Raw genomic sequence first — 15,395 nt, 5'->3', positions numbered from 1 at the left:
CGAGCACGGCATGGTGACGGCGGAGACCGCCGTGACCATGCCGGCCGTCGCTCTCGTGCTCATCCTCGTCCTGTCCGGCGTGAGCGCCGGCGTCACCCAGCTGCGCGTGGCCGACGCCGCCCGCGTGGCCGCCCGGGCCGCCGCCGTCGGAGAGAGCGACCTGGTCGGACCCGCCTCGCGCGCGGCGGGCGGGGTCGAGCTGAGCGTCTCGACGGAGGGCGGCCTCACCTGCGTGAGCGCCAGCCGCGCCGTGCCCGGGCCCCTGGGCGCCGCCGGGCTGAGCGCGCGCAGCCGCGCCTGCGCCTGGACCGAGCCGGGTGCGCCATGAGCCCGGGCAGGTGGTGCGCCCGACCAGGCTGCGGACCGGATCCGGCAGCGCGACGCGGTCTGCCTCAGGCCACCCGCCGCGACCCCGAGGACGGGTCGGGCACCGTGACCGCGCTCGCGGTCATCGCCGTCCTGCTCGTCCTCGCTGTCGCCACCACCGGTCTCATCCAGGCGCAGGCGGCTGCCGGCCGGGCGCGCCTGGCCGCGGACCTCGCGGCGCTGGGCGGGGCGACGGCCCAGAGCTCACTCGTCTCCCCGGGCGAGGCGTGCGCGGTGGCGCAGCGGGTCGCCGAGGCCAACGGGGCCGTGCTCACCGGCTGCACCGTGCTGGGCGAGGACGTGACGGTGCGGGTCGCCGTCAGCGCCAGCGTGCTGGGCGTGGGGCGCACGGCGGCGGCCGCTGCCCGGGCCGGCCCGGTGGAGCGGACGGGGTGAGTGGCCGCGGGCCTCAGCCCTTGACGGCGCCGTCGGTCATGCCGGAGATGAACTGCTTCTGCAGGACGAGGTACAGCAGCACCATCGGCAGCGCGACGAGCACGGCGCCGGCCGCGAGCAGCGTCGTGCCCTGCGTGTACTGGCCCTGGAAGAAGGCCAGGCCCAGCGGCGCGGTGCGCATCCGCCCCGACGGGCTCATCACCAGGGGGATGAGGAAGTCGTTCCACGTCCACATGAAGGTCAGCACCACCTGGGTGACGACCGCGGGCCGGCCGATGGGCAGCAGGATCGACACGAGGATCCTCACGTCCGTCGCGCCGTCGATGCGGGCGGCCTCGAGGATCGCCGGGTCCACGCCGCGGAAGAAGGCGCGCATCCAGAAGGTGCCGAAGGCCAGTGACTGGGCTGTCTGGGGCAGCGCCACAGCCCAGATGGTGTCCGTCAGGCCGAGGACGCGCATGTCGAAGAACAGGGGCAGCACGATCGCCTCGGAGGGCACCATGATGCCGATGAGGAACACGTAGAAGACGAGGTTGGCGCCCCTGGGGCGCAGGATGCCCAGCACGTATCCGCTCATGAGCGAGAGCACGAGGGCGAGTGAGACGACGAGCACGGCGATGAGCACCGAGTTCGTCATGTACTGGGAGAAGTGCCCCTGCTCCCAGGCGGTCGCGAAGTTCTCCACGTGGCCCCAGGAGGAGTCTCCGATCCGCTCCGAGCCCAGCGCCAGGAGGAGGACGTACAGGACGGGGACGAGCGCCTGGAGCGCGAAGAGCAGCAGGACGACGTAGGTGAGGGCCCTCTCGGCCCGGGACACGCTCATCGCTCACGCTCCCCGAGCAGGTTGATGGTGAGGTTGATGACGAAGATGACCAGCGTGAGCACGACCGCCAACGAGGACGCCGTGCCCACCTGGCCGAGCCGGAAGGCCTGGTTGTAGACCTCGTAGGAGGGCACCGTCGTCGAGGTCCCCGGTCCGCCGGAGGTGGTGACGTACACCAGGTCGAAGGTCTTGAGGGCCGCGATGACCGTGAGCGTGAGGGACACGAGGATCTCGGCGCGCACGCCGGGGACCGTCACGTGCCAGAAGCGGCGCCACCAGCCGGCTCCGTCGAGCGTGGCGGCCTCGTAGTAGTCCTTCGGGATGCCGGCGATGCCGGACATGAGCAGGACCGTCACGAGGCCGGTGCTCACCCACGTGCCGATGAGGCCGACGGTGACGAGAGCCGTGTCGAAGTCGCCCAGCCAGGACCTCGTGAGGGCGTCGAGCCCGACGAGCCTGAGCCCGGAGTTGAGCAGGCCGTCCGGTGCGTAGATCCTGCGCCACGACACCGCCAGGACGACCATCGCGATGACCTGCGGCAGGAACACGACCGTGCGGAAGAAGCCGGTGCCCCGCACCTCGGAGCGCGCCAGGAGGCTGGCCAGCACGAGGCCGATCGCCAGCGGGAGGAGGGCGTAGAAGACGATGAGGACGAGCGCGTGGGCGAAGGCGCCGACGAGGCGCTCATCGGTGAAGGTGGTCCGGTAGTTGTCGAGCCCCACCCAGGTGCCCAGGCTCAGGCCGTCCCACCGGTAGAAGGACAACTGTACCACCCTCGCCAGCGGGTAGAGCATGAACAGCGCGTAGACGAGCACGGGCAGTGCCAGCAGCGCGATGGAGACGACGACGTGGCTGCGCCTGGTCGACAGCCTCCGGCGCGGAGGCCCGGCCGTCGCCGGCGGCGTGGTCTGAGCGGTCATCGGTGAACCTCGGGTGGTGGGCCGCCCCGGTGGCGCTCAGGCGCCCGTGAACTGCGTGTAGGCGGCCTCGAGGGTGTCGAGGAACTCCTGCGGGGTCGAGCGGTTGTCGAGCAGTGTCTGCAGGGCGTCGCCCATGACCTGGTCGAAGGTCGGGGTCGCGTAGTCGAGGTAGGGCAGCACCTCGCCCGCGGTGGTGACCTGCTCGAAGGCGGTCATGACGTCGTTGACGACGCTCGTGTCCCCGGTGGTGAAGGCGGCCGTGTCGTTGACGGGCACGTTGCCGGTCTGGGCCAGGACCTTCATGGCGTCGGCGTTGGTGATGAAGTCGATGTAGGCGGCGGCGACGTTCTTGTCCTTCGCCGCGGAGGTGATGGCGAAGGGCAGGCCGGTGCCCCCGGTGGTCGCCACCGTGCTCATGCCCTGCGCCTGGGGCGGGAGCATGAAGCGCACGTCCTCACCCATGACGGCCTCGAGGTCCGGGGCCAGCCAGGAGCCGGCGATGAGGTAGACGCCCGTGCCGGTGGAGAAGTCCTGCCAGACGGTGTCGTAGTCGACGCCGTTGAAGCCCTCGTTGAAGTAGCCGCTGGTGGCCCAGCCCTGGATCTCGGTGGCGGCGGCGAGGTTCTCAGGGGTGCTCCAGGAGGCGCCGGCGTTGCCGAAGCCCAGGGCGCGGATGGTCTGCGGGTCGACGTGGGCGCCCTGGACGGGGCCGAACACGTGCAGGGCGGGCCACTTCTCGACGTTGCCCAGCATGAGAGGGGTCTTGCCCGCGTCCTTGATGGTCCTCAGGCCCGCGGTGAAGTCCTCCCAGGTGGCCGGCAGGTCCATGCCGAGCGCGGCCAGGCGTGAGGGCGAGTAGTAGATGCCGACGGACTCACCGACCTGGGGCAGGCCCCACAGCCGTCCCTCGCCGAAGACCGTGCCGTCCTCGGAGTAGGAGGAGTAGCTGAGGATCGACGGCGAGTAGGAGGAGTCCCAGCCGTATGCCTCGGTCCACGGGTCGAGGGACACGAGCTGGCCGGCGGCGACGAACTGGCCCATGGTGCTGCGGCCGTTGTTCGCCTCGACGACGTCGGGGGCGTCGTCGCCGGTCAGTGCCAGGCGCAGCGTGGTCTGCAGGTCGTCGAAGGACTGCGAGTTCCGCTCGATCGTGATGTTCGGGTACTTCTTCATGAAGGCCGTGTTGAGCAGCTCCATCTGCTCGTTCTGGCCGCCGCGGACCTCCTGGTCCCACACGACGAGCGTCTGCTCGGGCAGGGAGGCGATGTCGGTGGTGACCTCCACTGGGGCGGCGCTGGTGCCGTCGGATCCGCCCGAGGAGCCGGGTGCGCAGGAGGCGAGGACGCCCGCTGTGGCGAGGGCGCCCGTGGAGATGAGGAAGCCTCGGCGGGTGGTGGCCAGGCGCAGCGCCTGCGAGGCGGTCGGGGTGGGACGGGGGCTCATGGTCTTCTCCTTCACGGGGGTGGCGCGGTGCTCGTCGGTGGGCTGCGCTGTCTGCGGTGGGGGTCAGTGGTCGGTCGTGCTCGGGGTGGGGTTGATGAGGTCGAGGAGGGTGAGGTCGTAGTCGTCACTGAGGTCGAGCGAGCGGGCGTGGGCGGCGACCTCGGTCAGGGTCGGGGCGTTGGCCGAGCCGCCGGGGCGCCCGAGTGTGCAGGAGGCGGTCAGGCTCCCCGCGCTCAGCGCCGCCCGCAGGCCCAGCCCGTGGGACAGGGCCCAGACGAGTCCCGCCGTGAAGGAGTCGCCGGCTCCCGTCGTGTCCACGGGGCGCACGGGCGTCGCCGGGAGGGCGATGAGGGTGCTGCCGTCGCAGGCGACGACGCCGTCCCCGCCCCGGGTGACCACGGCCAGGGGGACCCGCTCGGCCAGTGCCCGGGCGGCCTGCTCGGCGGTGGCGGTGCGGGTGTAGCGCGTCGCCTCGCCCTCGTTGGGGGTGAACACGTCCACGAGGTCGAGCCGCGCCAGGTCCGCGGGGTCCCAGGCCCCGGCGGGGTCCCAGCCGGTGTCGGACACGACGCAGGGGCGTACGTCCCCGCTGCGCCAGGAGGCCAGGACGGCGGCGTTGGCCGTGACGGCCCGCTGGTCGGTGACGACGACGGCTGGGACCGTGCCCGTCCGGGCGAGCGCGGCCAGTGAGGGGGCGTCGTCGCGCCCGACGGTGGTCATGGCGCGGTCGCCGTCGAAGGCGAGGGAGGTGGTGACGTTCTGCTGCTCGACGGCGACCGCCCACCCCAGGTCGATGCGCTCGCGCTCGAGCATGGAGCGGACCAGGGCGCCGGCGGCGTCGGTGCCGAGGTGGCAGACCAGGGCCGTGGGCAGAGCGAGCCGGGCGAGCGCGACGCCCTGGTTGGCAGCGCCTCCGGGCATGAGCGCGCAACCGCTCACCCACTGCTCCTCGCCCGGGCGCGGGGCGTGGGCGAGGCCGGTCATGATGACGTCGAGGAAGATGGGGCCGACGGCGACGACGGGGTGCGCCGGGCTGGGCGCCATCGGCAGGAGGGTGCTGCGTGCACCGCCCGGGGTGTCTGCCTGACACATCACGACTCCCTCCTTCTCCTCCGGCCTGAGCGACATGCGTCACATGACGTGGCTCTACTCTACGCCGCATCTGCGCATCCGTAGACGATTCTGCTCAGATTTGACTGAAACGGTGATGGGACCGCGCTATTCTCTGCTCATGATCGCCCAGCAGCGCCAGTCCGTCATCCTCCAGATGGTGCGCGCGCACGGCGGCGCCTCCGTCGGCGAGCTCGCCGAGCGCCTCGAGGTCTCGCCCTCGACGATCCGCCGGGACCTCAACCAGATGGACAAGGCGGGGCTGCTGCAGCGCGTGCGCGGGGGCGGCACCCCCGAGGCCGACGACCAGCCCTTCCCCCAGGTGGCCGCCCGCGCCGCGGACGAGAAGGACCGCGTCGGCGCGGCCGCCGCCGCCATGGTGGAGGAGCGCGACGTCGTCGTCCTCGACATCGGCACGACCTGCGCCGCCGTCGCCCGCCACCTGCGCGGCCGTGCCCTCACCGTCGTCACAGCCTCCCTCGCCGTCGTCGACGAGCTGCGCGGGGACCACGACGTCGAGCTCATCGTCCTGGGCGGGCTGCTGCGCTCCTCCTACCTCTCACTCGTGGGCACGCTGACCCAGCAGGCCCTCGCCCAGCTGCGCGCCGACATCGCCTTCCTGGGCACCTCCGGCCTGCGCGCGGACGGAACCGTCATGGACTCCACCGGCACCGAGGTGCCGATCAAGCACGCCATCCGGGCCGCCTCCGAGCGCACCGTCCTCGTCGCGACCACCGACAAGCTCCCGGGCTCGGGCCTCCTGCCGGTCCTACCCGTCACCGACCTTCAGGCCGTCATCACCACGGCCGACCCCTCAACCGCCCCGCTGGACACGCTGGCGGGCACCAGCACGGAGGTTGTGCTCGCATGAAGCTCGTCATCGCCGGTGGAGGCGGCTTCCGCGTCCCCCAGGTCGCCGAGGTCCTGGCCCAGGCGCGCGCCGGCACCGGCGCCTACCCGGGACTCGTCGTTGACGAGCTGTGCCTGTACGACTCCTCGCAGCGCCGCCTCGACGTCATGCGCGCCGTGCTCGCCGACCTCGACTACCCGCAGGCCCCCACCATCACCTCCACGACCGACCTGCGCGAGGCCGTCACCGGGGCCGGTTTCATCTTCTCCGCGATCCGCGTGGGCGGCACCCACGGCCGCGTCATCGACGAGCGCGTGGCCCTGGCCCACGGCGTCCTCGGCCAGGAGACGGTCGGCGTGGGCGGCTACGCCTACGCCTTCCGCACGATCCCGGTCGCCATGGAGCTCGCGCGCGCGGTGAGGGACCTCGCCCCCGAGGCCTGGGTCATCAACTTCACCAACCCCGCCGGCATCATCACCCAGGCGATGCGCACGGTCCTCGGGGACCGCGTCGTCGGCATCTGCGACACCCCGATCGGCCTCGTGCGCCGCGTGACGGCCGCCGTGGGCGGGGACGCCGTCCGGGTGTCCACGGTCGAGGGGACGGCGGCCGGGGACGCCGTCGACTTCGACTACGTGGGCCTCAACCACCTCGGCTGGCTGCGGTCCCTGAGCCTCGGCGGCCAGGAGCGCCTGCCGGGGCTCCTCGCCGACGACGCCGCCCTCGACCACATCGAGGAGGCCCGCACCATCGGCGTCGACTGGATCCGCGCACTCGGGATGCTCCCCAACGAGTACCTCTTCTACTACTACCTCAACCGCGAGTCCGTGGCGCGGATCCTCGCCGAGGAGCGCACCCGCGGCGAGTTCCTCGAGCGCCAGCAGCGCGCCTTCTACGAGGCCGCCGAGAGGGACCCGCGCAGCGCCGGCCGGCTGTGGACCGCCGCCCACGACGAGCGCGAGGCCACCTACATGGCAGAGTCGCGGGACGAGTCCGAGCGCGCCGGGCGCCGAGAGGAGGACCTCGCCGGAGGCGGCTACCAGCAGGTGGCCCTCGACCTCATGACGGCCGTGTCCACCGGGACGAGCGCGCGCATGATCCTCGACGTCGGCAACGCCGACGCGTCCGACGGCGCCGGCCTCCTCATCCCCCAGCTGCGCGAGGACGCCGTCATCGAGGTGCCCTGCGTCGTGGACGCCGACGGTGTCCACCCCCGGAGGGTCGCCGCCCTCGGCGGCACCGAGCTGGGGCTGGTGACGACGGTCAAGGGGTGTGAGGAGCTCGTCATCGACGCGGCCCTCAGCGGTGACCGGGCCCTGGCCTGGCGCGCCCTCGCCTCGCACCCGCTGGTCGACTCGGTCACCGTCGCCCGTGACGTCCTGGACGGCTACCTCGACCAGAACCCGCAGGTGGCCGCGACCTTCAGGCGCTGAGCACCGGCCCCGAGACGTGAGCCTCGCGCCCGCCTGGGCACTCCTCGGCGTCGCGGTCGAAGGCGGGTCGCGCGGGGGTGGGGCCGGTCACCGGTCAACCGGGCCCCCACCCACAGCCGGCTGCGTGCCGGGGGCGGCCGCCAGCAGGAGGCGCAGCAGCGTCGCCGCCCCGGCCTTGTCCAGGGGCTCGTTGTTGTTGCCGCACTTGGGGGACTGCACGCAGGACGGGCAGCCGGCCGCGCAGCCGCAGCCCTCGATGACCGCGAGCGTCGCCGTCAGCCACTCGCGCCCGGCCCTGAACCCCCGCTCGGCGAAGCCCGCCCCGCCCGCCTGGGCGTCGTGCACGAACACGGTCGGCACCATCGTCTGCGGGTGCACGGCCGTGGACAGCCCGCCGATGTCCCAGCGGTCGCAGGTCGCCAGCAGCGGCAGCATCCCGATGGAGGCGTGCTCGGCCGCGTGCAGCGCCCCCGGCAGGTCGGCGGGCGTGAGCCCGGCGGCCTCGGTGACCTCAACGGGAACCGTCCACCACACGGCCGCCGTCGGCAGGACGTGCTCGGGCATGTCCAGGGGGTGCTGGGAGATGACCTCCATGCCGGGCAGGGCCTGCTTCATGTACCCGACGACCTGGCTCGTGACCTCCACGGACCCGAAGGACCAGGTGACGCCGTCGGCCCACTGCTGCCTGTCGCGCTCGGCGATGACGCGCACGCTCGTGTGCTCGCGGGCGCGCGTGCGGTAGCCGACGGCCCGCCTCTCGGTGACGACGGCGGCCTCGTCGGTGAGCGCGTCGACGACGTAGCTGCGCCCCTGGTGGACGTAGACGGCGCCCTCGTGGACCGTGGAACCGGCCGCGGCCCCGTCCACCGTGCCGATGACGGTGCCGGTGGCCGCCTCGACCACCGGCACGTCCGGCGGCCCGTCGCCCCGCAGGCTGGTGAGGTCCTGGGCGCGGCCGGGCAGGCCCGTGTTCCAGAACCAGCCCGCCGGCCGGCGCCGCAGCGCCCCGCGCGCGGCCAGGTCCTCGAGGAGGGACTCGTCCCTCAACCCGAACAGGGCCAGGTCCTCGGCGCGCAGGGGTGACTCGCTGGCGGCGGCGCACAGGTGCGGGGCCAGGACGTAGGGGTTGGCCGGGTCGAAGACCGTGGCCTCGGGGGCGGCGAAGACGTCCTCGGGGTGGTGGACGAGATAGCTGTCCAGGGGGTTGTCGGAGGCGATGAGCACGGCCACTCCGCGCGACCCGGCCCGTCCGGCGCGCCCGGCCTGCTGACCCAGCGAGACGCGCGTGCCCGGCCAGCCGGCGATGAGCACGGCGTCCAGGCCCGTGACGTCGATGCCGAGCTCGAGGGCGTTGGTGGTGGCCAGGGCGCGCAGGGCGCCACGCCGCAGGTCGCGCTCGAGGGCGCGCCGCTCCTCGGGCAGGTAGCCGCCCCGGTAGGCGCCCACGGCCGGCACCAGCTCGGGCGCGGACAGCCCGAGGCTGTGGCGGGCGCGCTCGGCGACGACCTCCGCGCTGCGGCGCGAGCGCACGAACACGAGCGCACGGGCGCCGACGCTCATGAGGTCGACGAGCAGCTCGGCGGCCTCGATGACGGCCGAGCGCCGCGCGCTGGGGTCCTCGGTCGGGTCGCCGGAGTCCGGCCCAGCGGCCCCCTGCGGCGTCCCGACGGCGACGGACCCGCCCGGCCCACTCGGCCCGCTGTCCTGCCAGGTGGCCCACGGCTCCCTCAGGGCCGGCTGCCACAGGGCGAGGGTCCGCTCACCGGCGGGGGCGCCGTCGTCGGTGACGGTGACGACAGCGGACTTCTCGACCCCGATGAGGCGTGCGGCCGTCAGGGCGGGCTCGGCGGCGGTCGCGGAGGCGCACAGCACGACGGGCCCGGGGCCGTCCGGGCGCAGGCGCCGTACGAGCCGCAGCAGGCGGCGCACGACGAGGGCCACGTGCGCGCCGAGGACGCCGCGGTAGGCGTGGCACTCGTCGATGACGACGTAGCGCAGGCAGCGCAGGAAGCGGTTCCACCGCTCGTGGCCGGGCAGGAGGGAGAAGTGCAGGAAGTCGGGGTTGGTGAGCACGACATCGGCGTGCGCCCGGGCCCAGTCGCGCTCCGGCATCGAGGTGTCGCCGTCGCAGGTGCCCGTGCGCACGGTGCGCACCGACCCGGCGGGGGCGCCGGCCTCACGTTGAAGGGCCTCGAGCTCTCCGACGAGCCGCTCCAGGGCGGCGGCCTGGTCCGCGGCCAGGGCCTTGGTGGGCGACAGGTACAGGGTGGTGGGACGCCGCCCGTAGGAGGAGATCCGCGCGGAGGAGCCCCCGGGCCGCTGGGCGTCGAGGACGTCGGAGAGGGCCGGCAGCCAGGCGGCCAGCGACTTGCCCGAGCCGGTGCCTGTGGCGAGGACCGTGTGGTGGCCGCGGTGGACGGCGTCGGCCGCCTCCTCCTGGTGCGTCCACGGGCGCGTGACGCCCAGGCGGGCGTAGGCGGCGACGAGGTCCGCGTCCGCCCAGGCGGGCCAGTGGCCGTGCCGCCCGGGGCGGGCGGGCGTGCGCTCGAGGTGGATGAGGCGGCCGTCGCGCGCGCCGATGGACTCCAGCAGGCCGGTGAGGTCGCGTGCGGGGGAGCGCGGGACGGCGGGCGGGGTAGGGGCGGCGGGCACGGGGACAGTGTGCCCTCCCCCCAACTCCTCGGTTTGCGCTCGAACGTACGGGGAACTCCCAGGGAGCTCGAGCGCAAACCGAGGATGTCGGGGAAGGACCGGGGCTCAGCCCCGCAGGGCCTCGAGGACGGCGGCGAACTCCTCGGCGGTGGCGTACGAGGTCTGCGTCCCGCGCTTGGTCACCGAGTCGCCCGCGTAGGCGTTGGCCTGGACGATCGCCTCACGGATGTCACCGGTCTCGACGAGCACGTGGCTGAAGCAGCCGATGAACGCGTCCCCCGCCCCGGTCGTGTCCAGGGGCTGCGTGTCCGTCGCCGGAAGCAGCTCCTCGCCGTCGTCACTGAGCCACAGCACCCCGCGCGAGCCCAGGGTGACGATGACGTGACGCACCCCCGCCCGGCGCAGCACGGAGGCCGCGCGCCGCACGTCCTGCTCGGTGTCCACGGGCATGCCCGTGAGCAGGGACAGCTCGGACTCGTTGGGCACGAGGAAGTCGCAGCCCTTGACACGCTCGAGCAGCAGGTCCGGCTGGGCCGGCGCCGGGTTGAGCAGCACCGGGATGCCTAGGCGCTGGCCCATCTCGATGGCCGCGTAGACCGTCTCCAGCGGGATCTCCAGCTGCAGCACGATGAGCCGGCAGCGCGCCACGTCCTGCTCGGCGGCCTCAAGGTCCGCCGGCGTGAGCAGGGCGTTGGCGCCCTTGATGATGAGGATCGAGTTGTGCGACTCCTCGTCGACGAAGATCGGGGCGACACCGCTCGTGGCCTCGGTCTGCAGCACGTAGGTGGTGTCGATCCCGTTGCGCTCGAAGTTCGCGATGGTGTTCTGGGCGAAGATGTCGTTGCCGACCCTCGTGACCATGAGCACCCTCGAGCCCAGGCGCGAGGCGGCCACGGCCTGGTTCGCGCCCTTGCCGCCGCAGCCCATGGAGAAGTCGGGCGCCTCAAGCGTCTCACCCTCCTTGGGCATCCGGCGGATGTAGGAGATGAGGTCGACCATGTTCGAGCCGATGACCGCGATCTGCGGGTCGGTGGTACTGGTGCGGGTCATGTCAGCTCTCCTTCAGGCCGGTGGTGACGAGGAAGCGGCGGGTCTCGCCGGCGGCCAGGCTGATGAGCGTGCCCGCCTGCTCGGCGGCCAGGCGCCCCTCCGGCCGTGACGTGCCCGGCAGGACGAAGGCTGCCACCTTCTGGTCGGGGTTGTGCAGGACCCAGCGGGTCGCCACGGGGAAGTCCGCCGAGGAGAAGCGCGTGACGAAGGTCCGGCCCTCGGGGGAGGAGAGCGTGAACTCCAGGTCCTCGCCGTAGCGGGGCAGGTCGTCGGCGAAGTAGACGATCTCCGGGTCGAACTCCTCCGCGCCGGTGAGGCAGTCGGGGTCGAGCCTGCCGGCCAGGATGTCCTCGTTGAGGGCGGTCCACCGAGGAGTCGGGTGCACGTGCGCCGGGACGGTGCGCCGCAGGGCGAAGGCGCCGTCGGGCAGGGTCTGCTCCATGCGCCCGTCGGGGACGAAGGCGTAGTTCATGTGGCACATGTACTGCAGCGGCATGGGCGCGTAGGCGGACAGGTTCGTCACCTCCAGGCCGATGTCGAACAGGGTGGAGCCGTCACGCACCTCCACCCAGGGGCGGGCCTCGTAGTGGTTGCCGAAGCCCATGACGTACTCGTAGCGCGAGACGACGCGCACCCTGTCGCCGTCGACCTCGAGCCAGGCCTCCTGCATCGGGGCGCAGGAGAACTCCCCGTGCAGCGGGTGGTCGTCCTCGGGGGCCGGGCAGCCCGCGGCCAGCAGGCCGGAGTGGAAGGCGAAGCAGCCGTAGGTCCCGGTGATCTCGGTGGCCGGGACGGGCTCACGGAACATGTTGTCCATGCGCAGGCTCACGCCGTCCATGACGGCGCCCCAGATGATCTGGCCCATGAAGGGCAGCACCTCGACGTGCCCGCGACGGGTCTCGACCCGCAGCGAGGCGACACCGCTGGGGTAGCGCGAGGCGGTGGCCCTGAGGTCGCCGTCGTGGGCGACGACGAGGGGCTCGCAGGTGAACAGGGCGGGGTGGAGGGGGATCGTGAGCATGGTCAGGAGTCCTTACGGTGGGTGTCGGCCGCGGGCGCGGTAGTGGAGGCGGGCCGGCGGTACTCGGCGAGGAAGTAGAGCAGGACCGCGGCGAAGCAGACGATGTTGACGGCGAAGGACACCTGCATCGACCCGACCGTGTCCGACACGAGGCCCTGGATGACGGGCACGACGGCGCCGCCGATGATCGACATGACGATGACGGCCCCGCCGGTCTCCGTGTGGCGCTTGTCCTCGATGGAGTCCAGGGTGCGGGCGTAGATCGTCGCCCAGCACGGGCCGAACAGGCCCGACACGAGGATCGCGGCGTACACCGCGCTGATGTTCGGCACGAGCACGACGTACAGGAGGGCGGCCACGCCCGCGGCCGAGTACGTCACGAGGACGAGGTTCTCGTTGAAGCGGGTCATGAGGATGTTCGCCAGGAACTTGCCGGCGAAGAAGGCGATGAAGGCCAGGATCATGAAGTTGGAGGCGGAGCGCTCGTTGATGGCGGAGTCGAGGTTGAGCGCCAGGCGGATGGTGAAGGACCACACCGCCGTCTGCATCCCGACGTACAGGAACTGGGTGACGATGCCCCGGCGGAAGCGGTTGTTGTGGGCCAGGTAGCTCAGTGTCTGGCCGATGGTCGCCTGGTCCTTCTCAGTCCCGGTGGCGGTCACGTGCTGGGGCTTGCAGGACGGCATCTGGGTGAGGGCGACGACGACGAGCAGCACGAGCAGGACGATGACGAGGAAGCGGTAGGGCTGAAGCGTGCGCAGGAGCATCTGCTGGCTCAGCTCGTGCGCCTCGGTCGCCGACAGCCCCTCGAGCTGGGTGTGCAGGGCCTCGCCCTCGGTGAAGATGAGGTACTTGCCCAGCAGGATGCCGGCGATCGAGCCGATGGGGTAGAAGGTCTGCGAGATGTTGAGCCGCAGCGTCGACAGGCGCTTGGGGCCGATCATCGAGGAGTACGTGTTGCAGGACGTCTCGAGGAAGGACAGCCCGACGGCGATCGCGAAGATCGCGGCGAGGAACACCGAGTAGGTGGCGACCCGGGAGGCGGGGAAGAACATCGTGCAGCCGATGATGTAGAAGGTCAGGCCGGTGAGGATGCCGGTCTTGTAGCTCCACTTGCGGATCACCCGGGAGGCGGGGATCGCCAGGACGAAGTAGCCGCCGTAGAAGGCCGACTGCACGAAGGCGGAGGCGAAGTCCGACAGCGTGAACACGGACTTGAACTGGGTGATGAGGATGTCGTTGAGGGAGGCGGCGGCACCCCACATCGGGAAGCAGATCGACAGCAGGATGTACTGGAAGACCGGGGTGCGGTCGAGGTAGCCGTCGGTGAGCTGGCGGCTGGGGTCGGGGATGAGGCCCCGTGAGCGGGAGGGGACGACGGTGGTGCTCATGCCCGGGCCTCCTCTCCCAGCAGCGCGCGTCCGGCGGAGGCCCCGATGCGGGTGGCGCCGGCCGCGACGAGGGCGTCCAGCTCCTGCGGGGTGTGGATGCCGCCGGAGGCCTTGACCCCCAGGCGGCCACCGACGGCGGCGTGCATGAGGCCGACGGCGTGGACGCTGGCCCCACCGGTGGAGAAGCCGGTGGAGGTCTTGACGAAGCCCGCCCCCGCGGCCTCGGCGCACAGGCAGGCGCGGGTGACCTCCTCGTCGTCGAGCAGGCAGGTCTCGAGGATGACCTTGACGGTGGCGGCGGGGCCGGCGGCCTCGACGACGGCGCGCACGTCCTGCTCGACGTAGTCCCAGTCGTGCTCCTTGACGGCGCCGAGGGCGATGACCATGTCGACCTCGGTGGCGCCGTCGGCGACGGCCAGGCGGGCCTGCTCCGCCTTGGAGACGGTGCTGCTCGCCCCGAGGGGGAAGTCGATGACGGTGCACACCGCGACGGGAGCGTCGGCGAGCAGGCGTGCGGCGAGGGGGACGTGCACCGGGTTGACGCACACGGAGGCCATGCCGAGCTCGGCGGCCTCACGGCACAGGGTGGTGACGGCCTCGCGGCTCGCCGTCGGTGTCAGGAGCGTGTGGTCGATGAGTGACGCTCGAGGTGTCATGTGAACTCCTTTGTTCTCTCCACCCGGTGGGGCGGGCGGTGAGATGGAGGCTAGGAGCGGCGCACAGGGCGGCGAAAGGGTCCACGACGGAAGCGACAACCCCAGGAAATCCCTGTGATGACGGGGAAAGGTCGCTGTCCTTGGGTGCGGGTGCGCCTGAGGTGGCTCGGAGGTGCGCCGTCGGCACATCTGTGCCTCCGGGGCGTGGTGCGGGCCCGCCACGGGGCCGTCGCCCGGTCCCGTCAGGCCGCCCGGTCCAGGGCGAGGACCTCCCGGGCCGTGGCGACGTCGACGATGAGCCGGTCGACGTAGCCGTTGGACAGGGCGGCGCGCACGACGGAGGCGCTGTCGCGGCCGCAGGTGAGCAGGACCTTCTGCTCGATGTGGCGCAGCTCGGTCAGGGACACGCCCAGCGTGCGGTTGTTGAGGTCGGGCAGGCAGACGCACCCGTCGGCGTCGACGATCCGCCCGCAGATCTCGCCGACGGCGTGCTCGCGCAGCGTCTCGCTCTCCTCCTCGGTCAGGAGCAGACGGTCGAGCAGGGGCAGAAGGCGGGAGGCCGGCGTCGCGGTGAACAGGGCGATGCGGGCGCCGCCGAGAGCGGCCAGGGGCTCGCGCATGGGACCGGTGAGCCTGAGCCGGTTCGCCTCGGGGACGCTGTCGGCGACGAGGGGGCCGGGCAGCGGGAGCGAGCGGGCGCTCAGGGCGTTGGCGAGCAGTGGGGCCGAGGTGGTCTCCTCGCGTCCCGACAGGCAGTCCGTGAGGCTGCGGGCCATCTGGACCACACGCGCCGAGCGCAGCGGGGTCGGGTTGAGGCAGCGGACGACGTCGGCGAGCAGGGGCGAGCCCTGGACGGCGATGACGTCGCCGTCGCGCACGATAGTGGACAGCAGGTCCGCGCCCTGGGCCCCCAGCGCGGTACGCGCGTAGCCGGGCAGGTGCGGCGGGGCCGTGACGAGACGGACCTCCGTGAGGTCGAAGCGCTCGGTGAGAGTGGCGATGACGTTGCCGTCGTGCTCGCGGGGGTCCCACACCTCGATCCTCACGAAGCCGCGCTGCAGGGCGTGGGTGAGCAGCTTGGAGACGGTGGGGCGTGACAGGTGCACCCTCTCGGCGACCTCCGCCTGGGTGAGGCCGGCCTCGTGGTAGAGGTGGGCGACGTCCAGGGCCAGCAGGTCCTTGTGCGTGAGCGCGCCGGCCGGGTCCTCCATCAGTGCCTCCTCCTCGGGTCTGCGGACACGGTAGGTCATGGGGTGAGGTGCCTGCCCTGTTGGTGACGCCGTC

14 protein-coding genes are annotated in these 15,395 nt (G+C 72.4%); 4 read left to right on the top strand and 10 right to left on the bottom strand.

The genetic code is table 11. The annotated features are described in order from the left end of the window. Positions 1 to 31 precede the first annotated feature (31 nt). The gene (locus H6X67_RS03660) at positions 32 to 328 is read left to right on the top strand and encodes a TadE family type IV pilus minor pilin (RefSeq protein WP_349305307.1); all 297 of its coding nucleotides are present in this window, start codon (positions 32 to 34) and stop codon (positions 326 to 328) included. A 59-nt stretch (positions 329 to 387) separates the two neighbouring features. After that, a complete protein-coding gene (locus tag H6X67_RS03655) occupies positions 388 to 762 on the top strand; it encodes an Rv3654c family TadE-like protein (RefSeq protein WP_250649264.1) in 375 nt (124 codons plus the stop codon). Between the two features lie 13 nt (positions 763 to 775). Here the strand turns inward: H6X67_RS03655 and H6X67_RS03650 are convergent, their stop codons facing one another. From H6X67_RS03650 to H6X67_RS03635, 4 genes are all read right to left on the bottom strand, one after another. Continuing rightward, the gene (locus H6X67_RS03650) at positions 776 to 1,585 is read right to left on the bottom strand and encodes a carbohydrate ABC transporter permease (protein ID WP_249369058.1); all 810 of its coding nucleotides are present in this window, start codon (positions 1,583 to 1,585) and stop codon (positions 776 to 778) included. Continuing rightward, the gene (locus H6X67_RS03645) at positions 1,582 to 2,505 is read right to left on the bottom strand and encodes a carbohydrate ABC transporter permease (RefSeq protein ID WP_249369057.1); all 924 of its coding nucleotides are present in this window, start codon (positions 2,503 to 2,505) and stop codon (positions 1,582 to 1,584) included. The genes H6X67_RS03650 and H6X67_RS03645 overlap by 4 nt, the downstream gene beginning before the upstream one ends. 36 nt (positions 2,506 to 2,541) lie before the next feature. Beyond that, positions 2,542 to 3,948: an ABC transporter substrate-binding protein gene (locus H6X67_RS03640; protein ID WP_249369056.1), complete on the bottom strand. Its 1,407-nt coding sequence runs from the start codon at positions 3,946 to 3,948 to the stop codon at positions 2,542 to 2,544. 63 nt (positions 3,949 to 4,011) lie between these two features. Continuing rightward, positions 4,012 to 5,040 (bottom strand): carbohydrate kinase family protein, encoded by a 1,029-nt coding sequence (locus H6X67_RS03635; RefSeq protein ID WP_249375478.1) that lies wholly within the window; start codon positions 5,038 to 5,040, stop codon positions 4,012 to 4,014. 139 nt (positions 5,041 to 5,179) lie between these two features. On the opposite strand from H6X67_RS03635, the gene H6X67_RS03630 reads away from it, so the two are divergent. Both H6X67_RS03630 and H6X67_RS03625 read left to right on the top strand, forming a co-directional pair. Next, entirely contained in the window at positions 5,180 to 5,929 is a 750-nt protein-coding gene (locus tag H6X67_RS03630; protein WP_249369055.1) for a DeoR/GlpR family DNA-binding transcription regulator, read from the top strand. Then, positions 5,926 to 7,341, top strand: a complete 1,416-nt coding sequence (locus tag H6X67_RS03625; protein WP_249369054.1) for a 6-phospho-beta-glucosidase — start codon at positions 5,926 to 5,928, stop codon at positions 7,339 to 7,341. The genes H6X67_RS03630 and H6X67_RS03625 overlap by 4 nt, the downstream gene beginning before the upstream one ends. A gap of 87 nt (positions 7,342 to 7,428) precedes the next feature. Here the strand turns inward: H6X67_RS03625 and H6X67_RS03620 are convergent, their stop codons facing one another. The 6 genes from H6X67_RS03620 to H6X67_RS03595 all read right to left on the bottom strand — a co-directional run bounded on the left by H6X67_RS03620 (position 7,429) and on the right by H6X67_RS03595 (position 15,361). Continuing rightward, the gene (locus H6X67_RS03620) at positions 7,429 to 9,993 is read right to left on the bottom strand and encodes a DEAD/DEAH box helicase (protein ID WP_249377040.1); all 2,565 of its coding nucleotides are present in this window, start codon (positions 9,991 to 9,993) and stop codon (positions 7,429 to 7,431) included. Positions 9,994 to 10,098: 105 nt separating this feature from the next. Next, positions 10,099 to 11,043 carry a ribokinase gene (gene rbsK, locus H6X67_RS03615; RefSeq protein ID WP_249367863.1) on the bottom strand — a complete coding sequence of 315 codons (945 nt, stop codon included), beginning with the start codon at positions 11,041 to 11,043 and terminating at the stop codon, positions 10,099 to 10,101. A gap of 1 nt (position 11,044) precedes the next feature. Then, positions 11,045 to 12,064: an aldose 1-epimerase family protein gene (locus tag H6X67_RS03610; protein WP_249367862.1), complete on the bottom strand. Its 1,020-nt coding sequence runs from the start codon at positions 12,062 to 12,064 to the stop codon at positions 11,045 to 11,047. Positions 12,065 to 12,066: 2 nt separating this feature from the next. Next, positions 12,067 to 13,455: an L-fucose:H+ symporter permease gene (fucP, locus tag H6X67_RS03605; protein ID WP_249367861.1), complete on the bottom strand. Its 1,389-nt coding sequence runs from the start codon at positions 13,453 to 13,455 to the stop codon at positions 12,067 to 12,069. After that, positions 13,452 to 14,111 carry a deoxyribose-phosphate aldolase gene (gene deoC / locus H6X67_RS03600; RefSeq protein ID WP_249367859.1) on the bottom strand — a complete coding sequence of 220 codons (660 nt, stop codon included), beginning with the start codon at positions 14,109 to 14,111 and terminating at the stop codon, positions 13,452 to 13,454. Before deoC ends, fucP begins: the two co-directional genes overlap by 4 nt. A gap of 242 nt (positions 14,112 to 14,353) precedes the next feature. Further along, on the bottom strand, positions 14,354 to 15,361 hold the full coding sequence (locus H6X67_RS03595; RefSeq protein ID WP_249367857.1) for a sugar-binding transcriptional regulator: 1,008 nt from the start codon (positions 15,359 to 15,361) through the stop codon (positions 14,354 to 14,356). Positions 15,362 to 15,395: the final 34 nt, after the last annotated feature.

This window comes from Actinomyces sp. AC-20-1, assembly GCF_023369555.1.
Taxonomy (GTDB): Bacteria; Actinomycetota; Actinomycetes; order Actinomycetales; family Actinomycetaceae; genus Actinomyces.
Note: the sequence above shows the minus strand (reverse complement) of the source record. Positions and strands in the feature narration are given on the sequence as shown.

Bases quoted from the DNA above. Each gene is read 5' to 3' on its own strand.
- H6X67_RS03650 (WP_249369058.1), bottom strand. From the start codon at position 1,585: ATGAGCGTGTCCCGGGCCGAGAGGGCCCTCACCTACGTCGTCCTGCTG.
- H6X67_RS03645 (WP_249369057.1), bottom strand. From the start codon at position 2,505: ATGACCGCTCAGACCACGCCGCCGGCGACGGCCGGGCCTCCGCGCCGG.
- H6X67_RS03640 (WP_249369056.1), bottom strand. From the start codon at position 3,948: ATGAGCCCCCGTCCCACCCCGACCGCCTCGCAGGCGCTGCGCCTGGCC.
- H6X67_RS03635 (WP_249375478.1), bottom strand. From the start codon at position 5,040: ATGTGTCAGGCAGACACCCCGGGCGGTGCACGCAGCACCCTCCTGCCG.
- H6X67_RS03630 (WP_249369055.1), top strand. From the start codon at position 5,180: ATGATCGCCCAGCAGCGCCAGTCCGTCATCCTCCAGATGGTGCGCGCG.
- H6X67_RS03625 (WP_249369054.1), top strand. From the start codon at position 5,926: ATGAAGCTCGTCATCGCCGGTGGAGGCGGCTTCCGCGTCCCCCAGGTC.
- rbsK (WP_249367863.1), bottom strand. From the start codon at position 11,043: ATGACCCGCACCAGTACCACCGACCCGCAGATCGCGGTCATCGGCTCG.
- H6X67_RS03610 (WP_249367862.1), bottom strand. From the start codon at position 12,064: ATGCTCACGATCCCCCTCCACCCCGCCCTGTTCACCTGCGAGCCCCTC.
- fucP (WP_249367861.1), bottom strand. From the start codon at position 13,455: ATGAGCACCACCGTCGTCCCCTCCCGCTCACGGGGCCTCATCCCCGAC.
- deoC (WP_249367859.1), bottom strand. From the start codon at position 14,111: ATGACACCTCGAGCGTCACTCATCGACCACACGCTCCTGACACCGACG.
- H6X67_RS03595 (WP_249367857.1), bottom strand. From the start codon at position 15,361: ATGACCTACCGTGTCCGCAGACCCGAGGAGGAGGCACTGATGGAGGAC.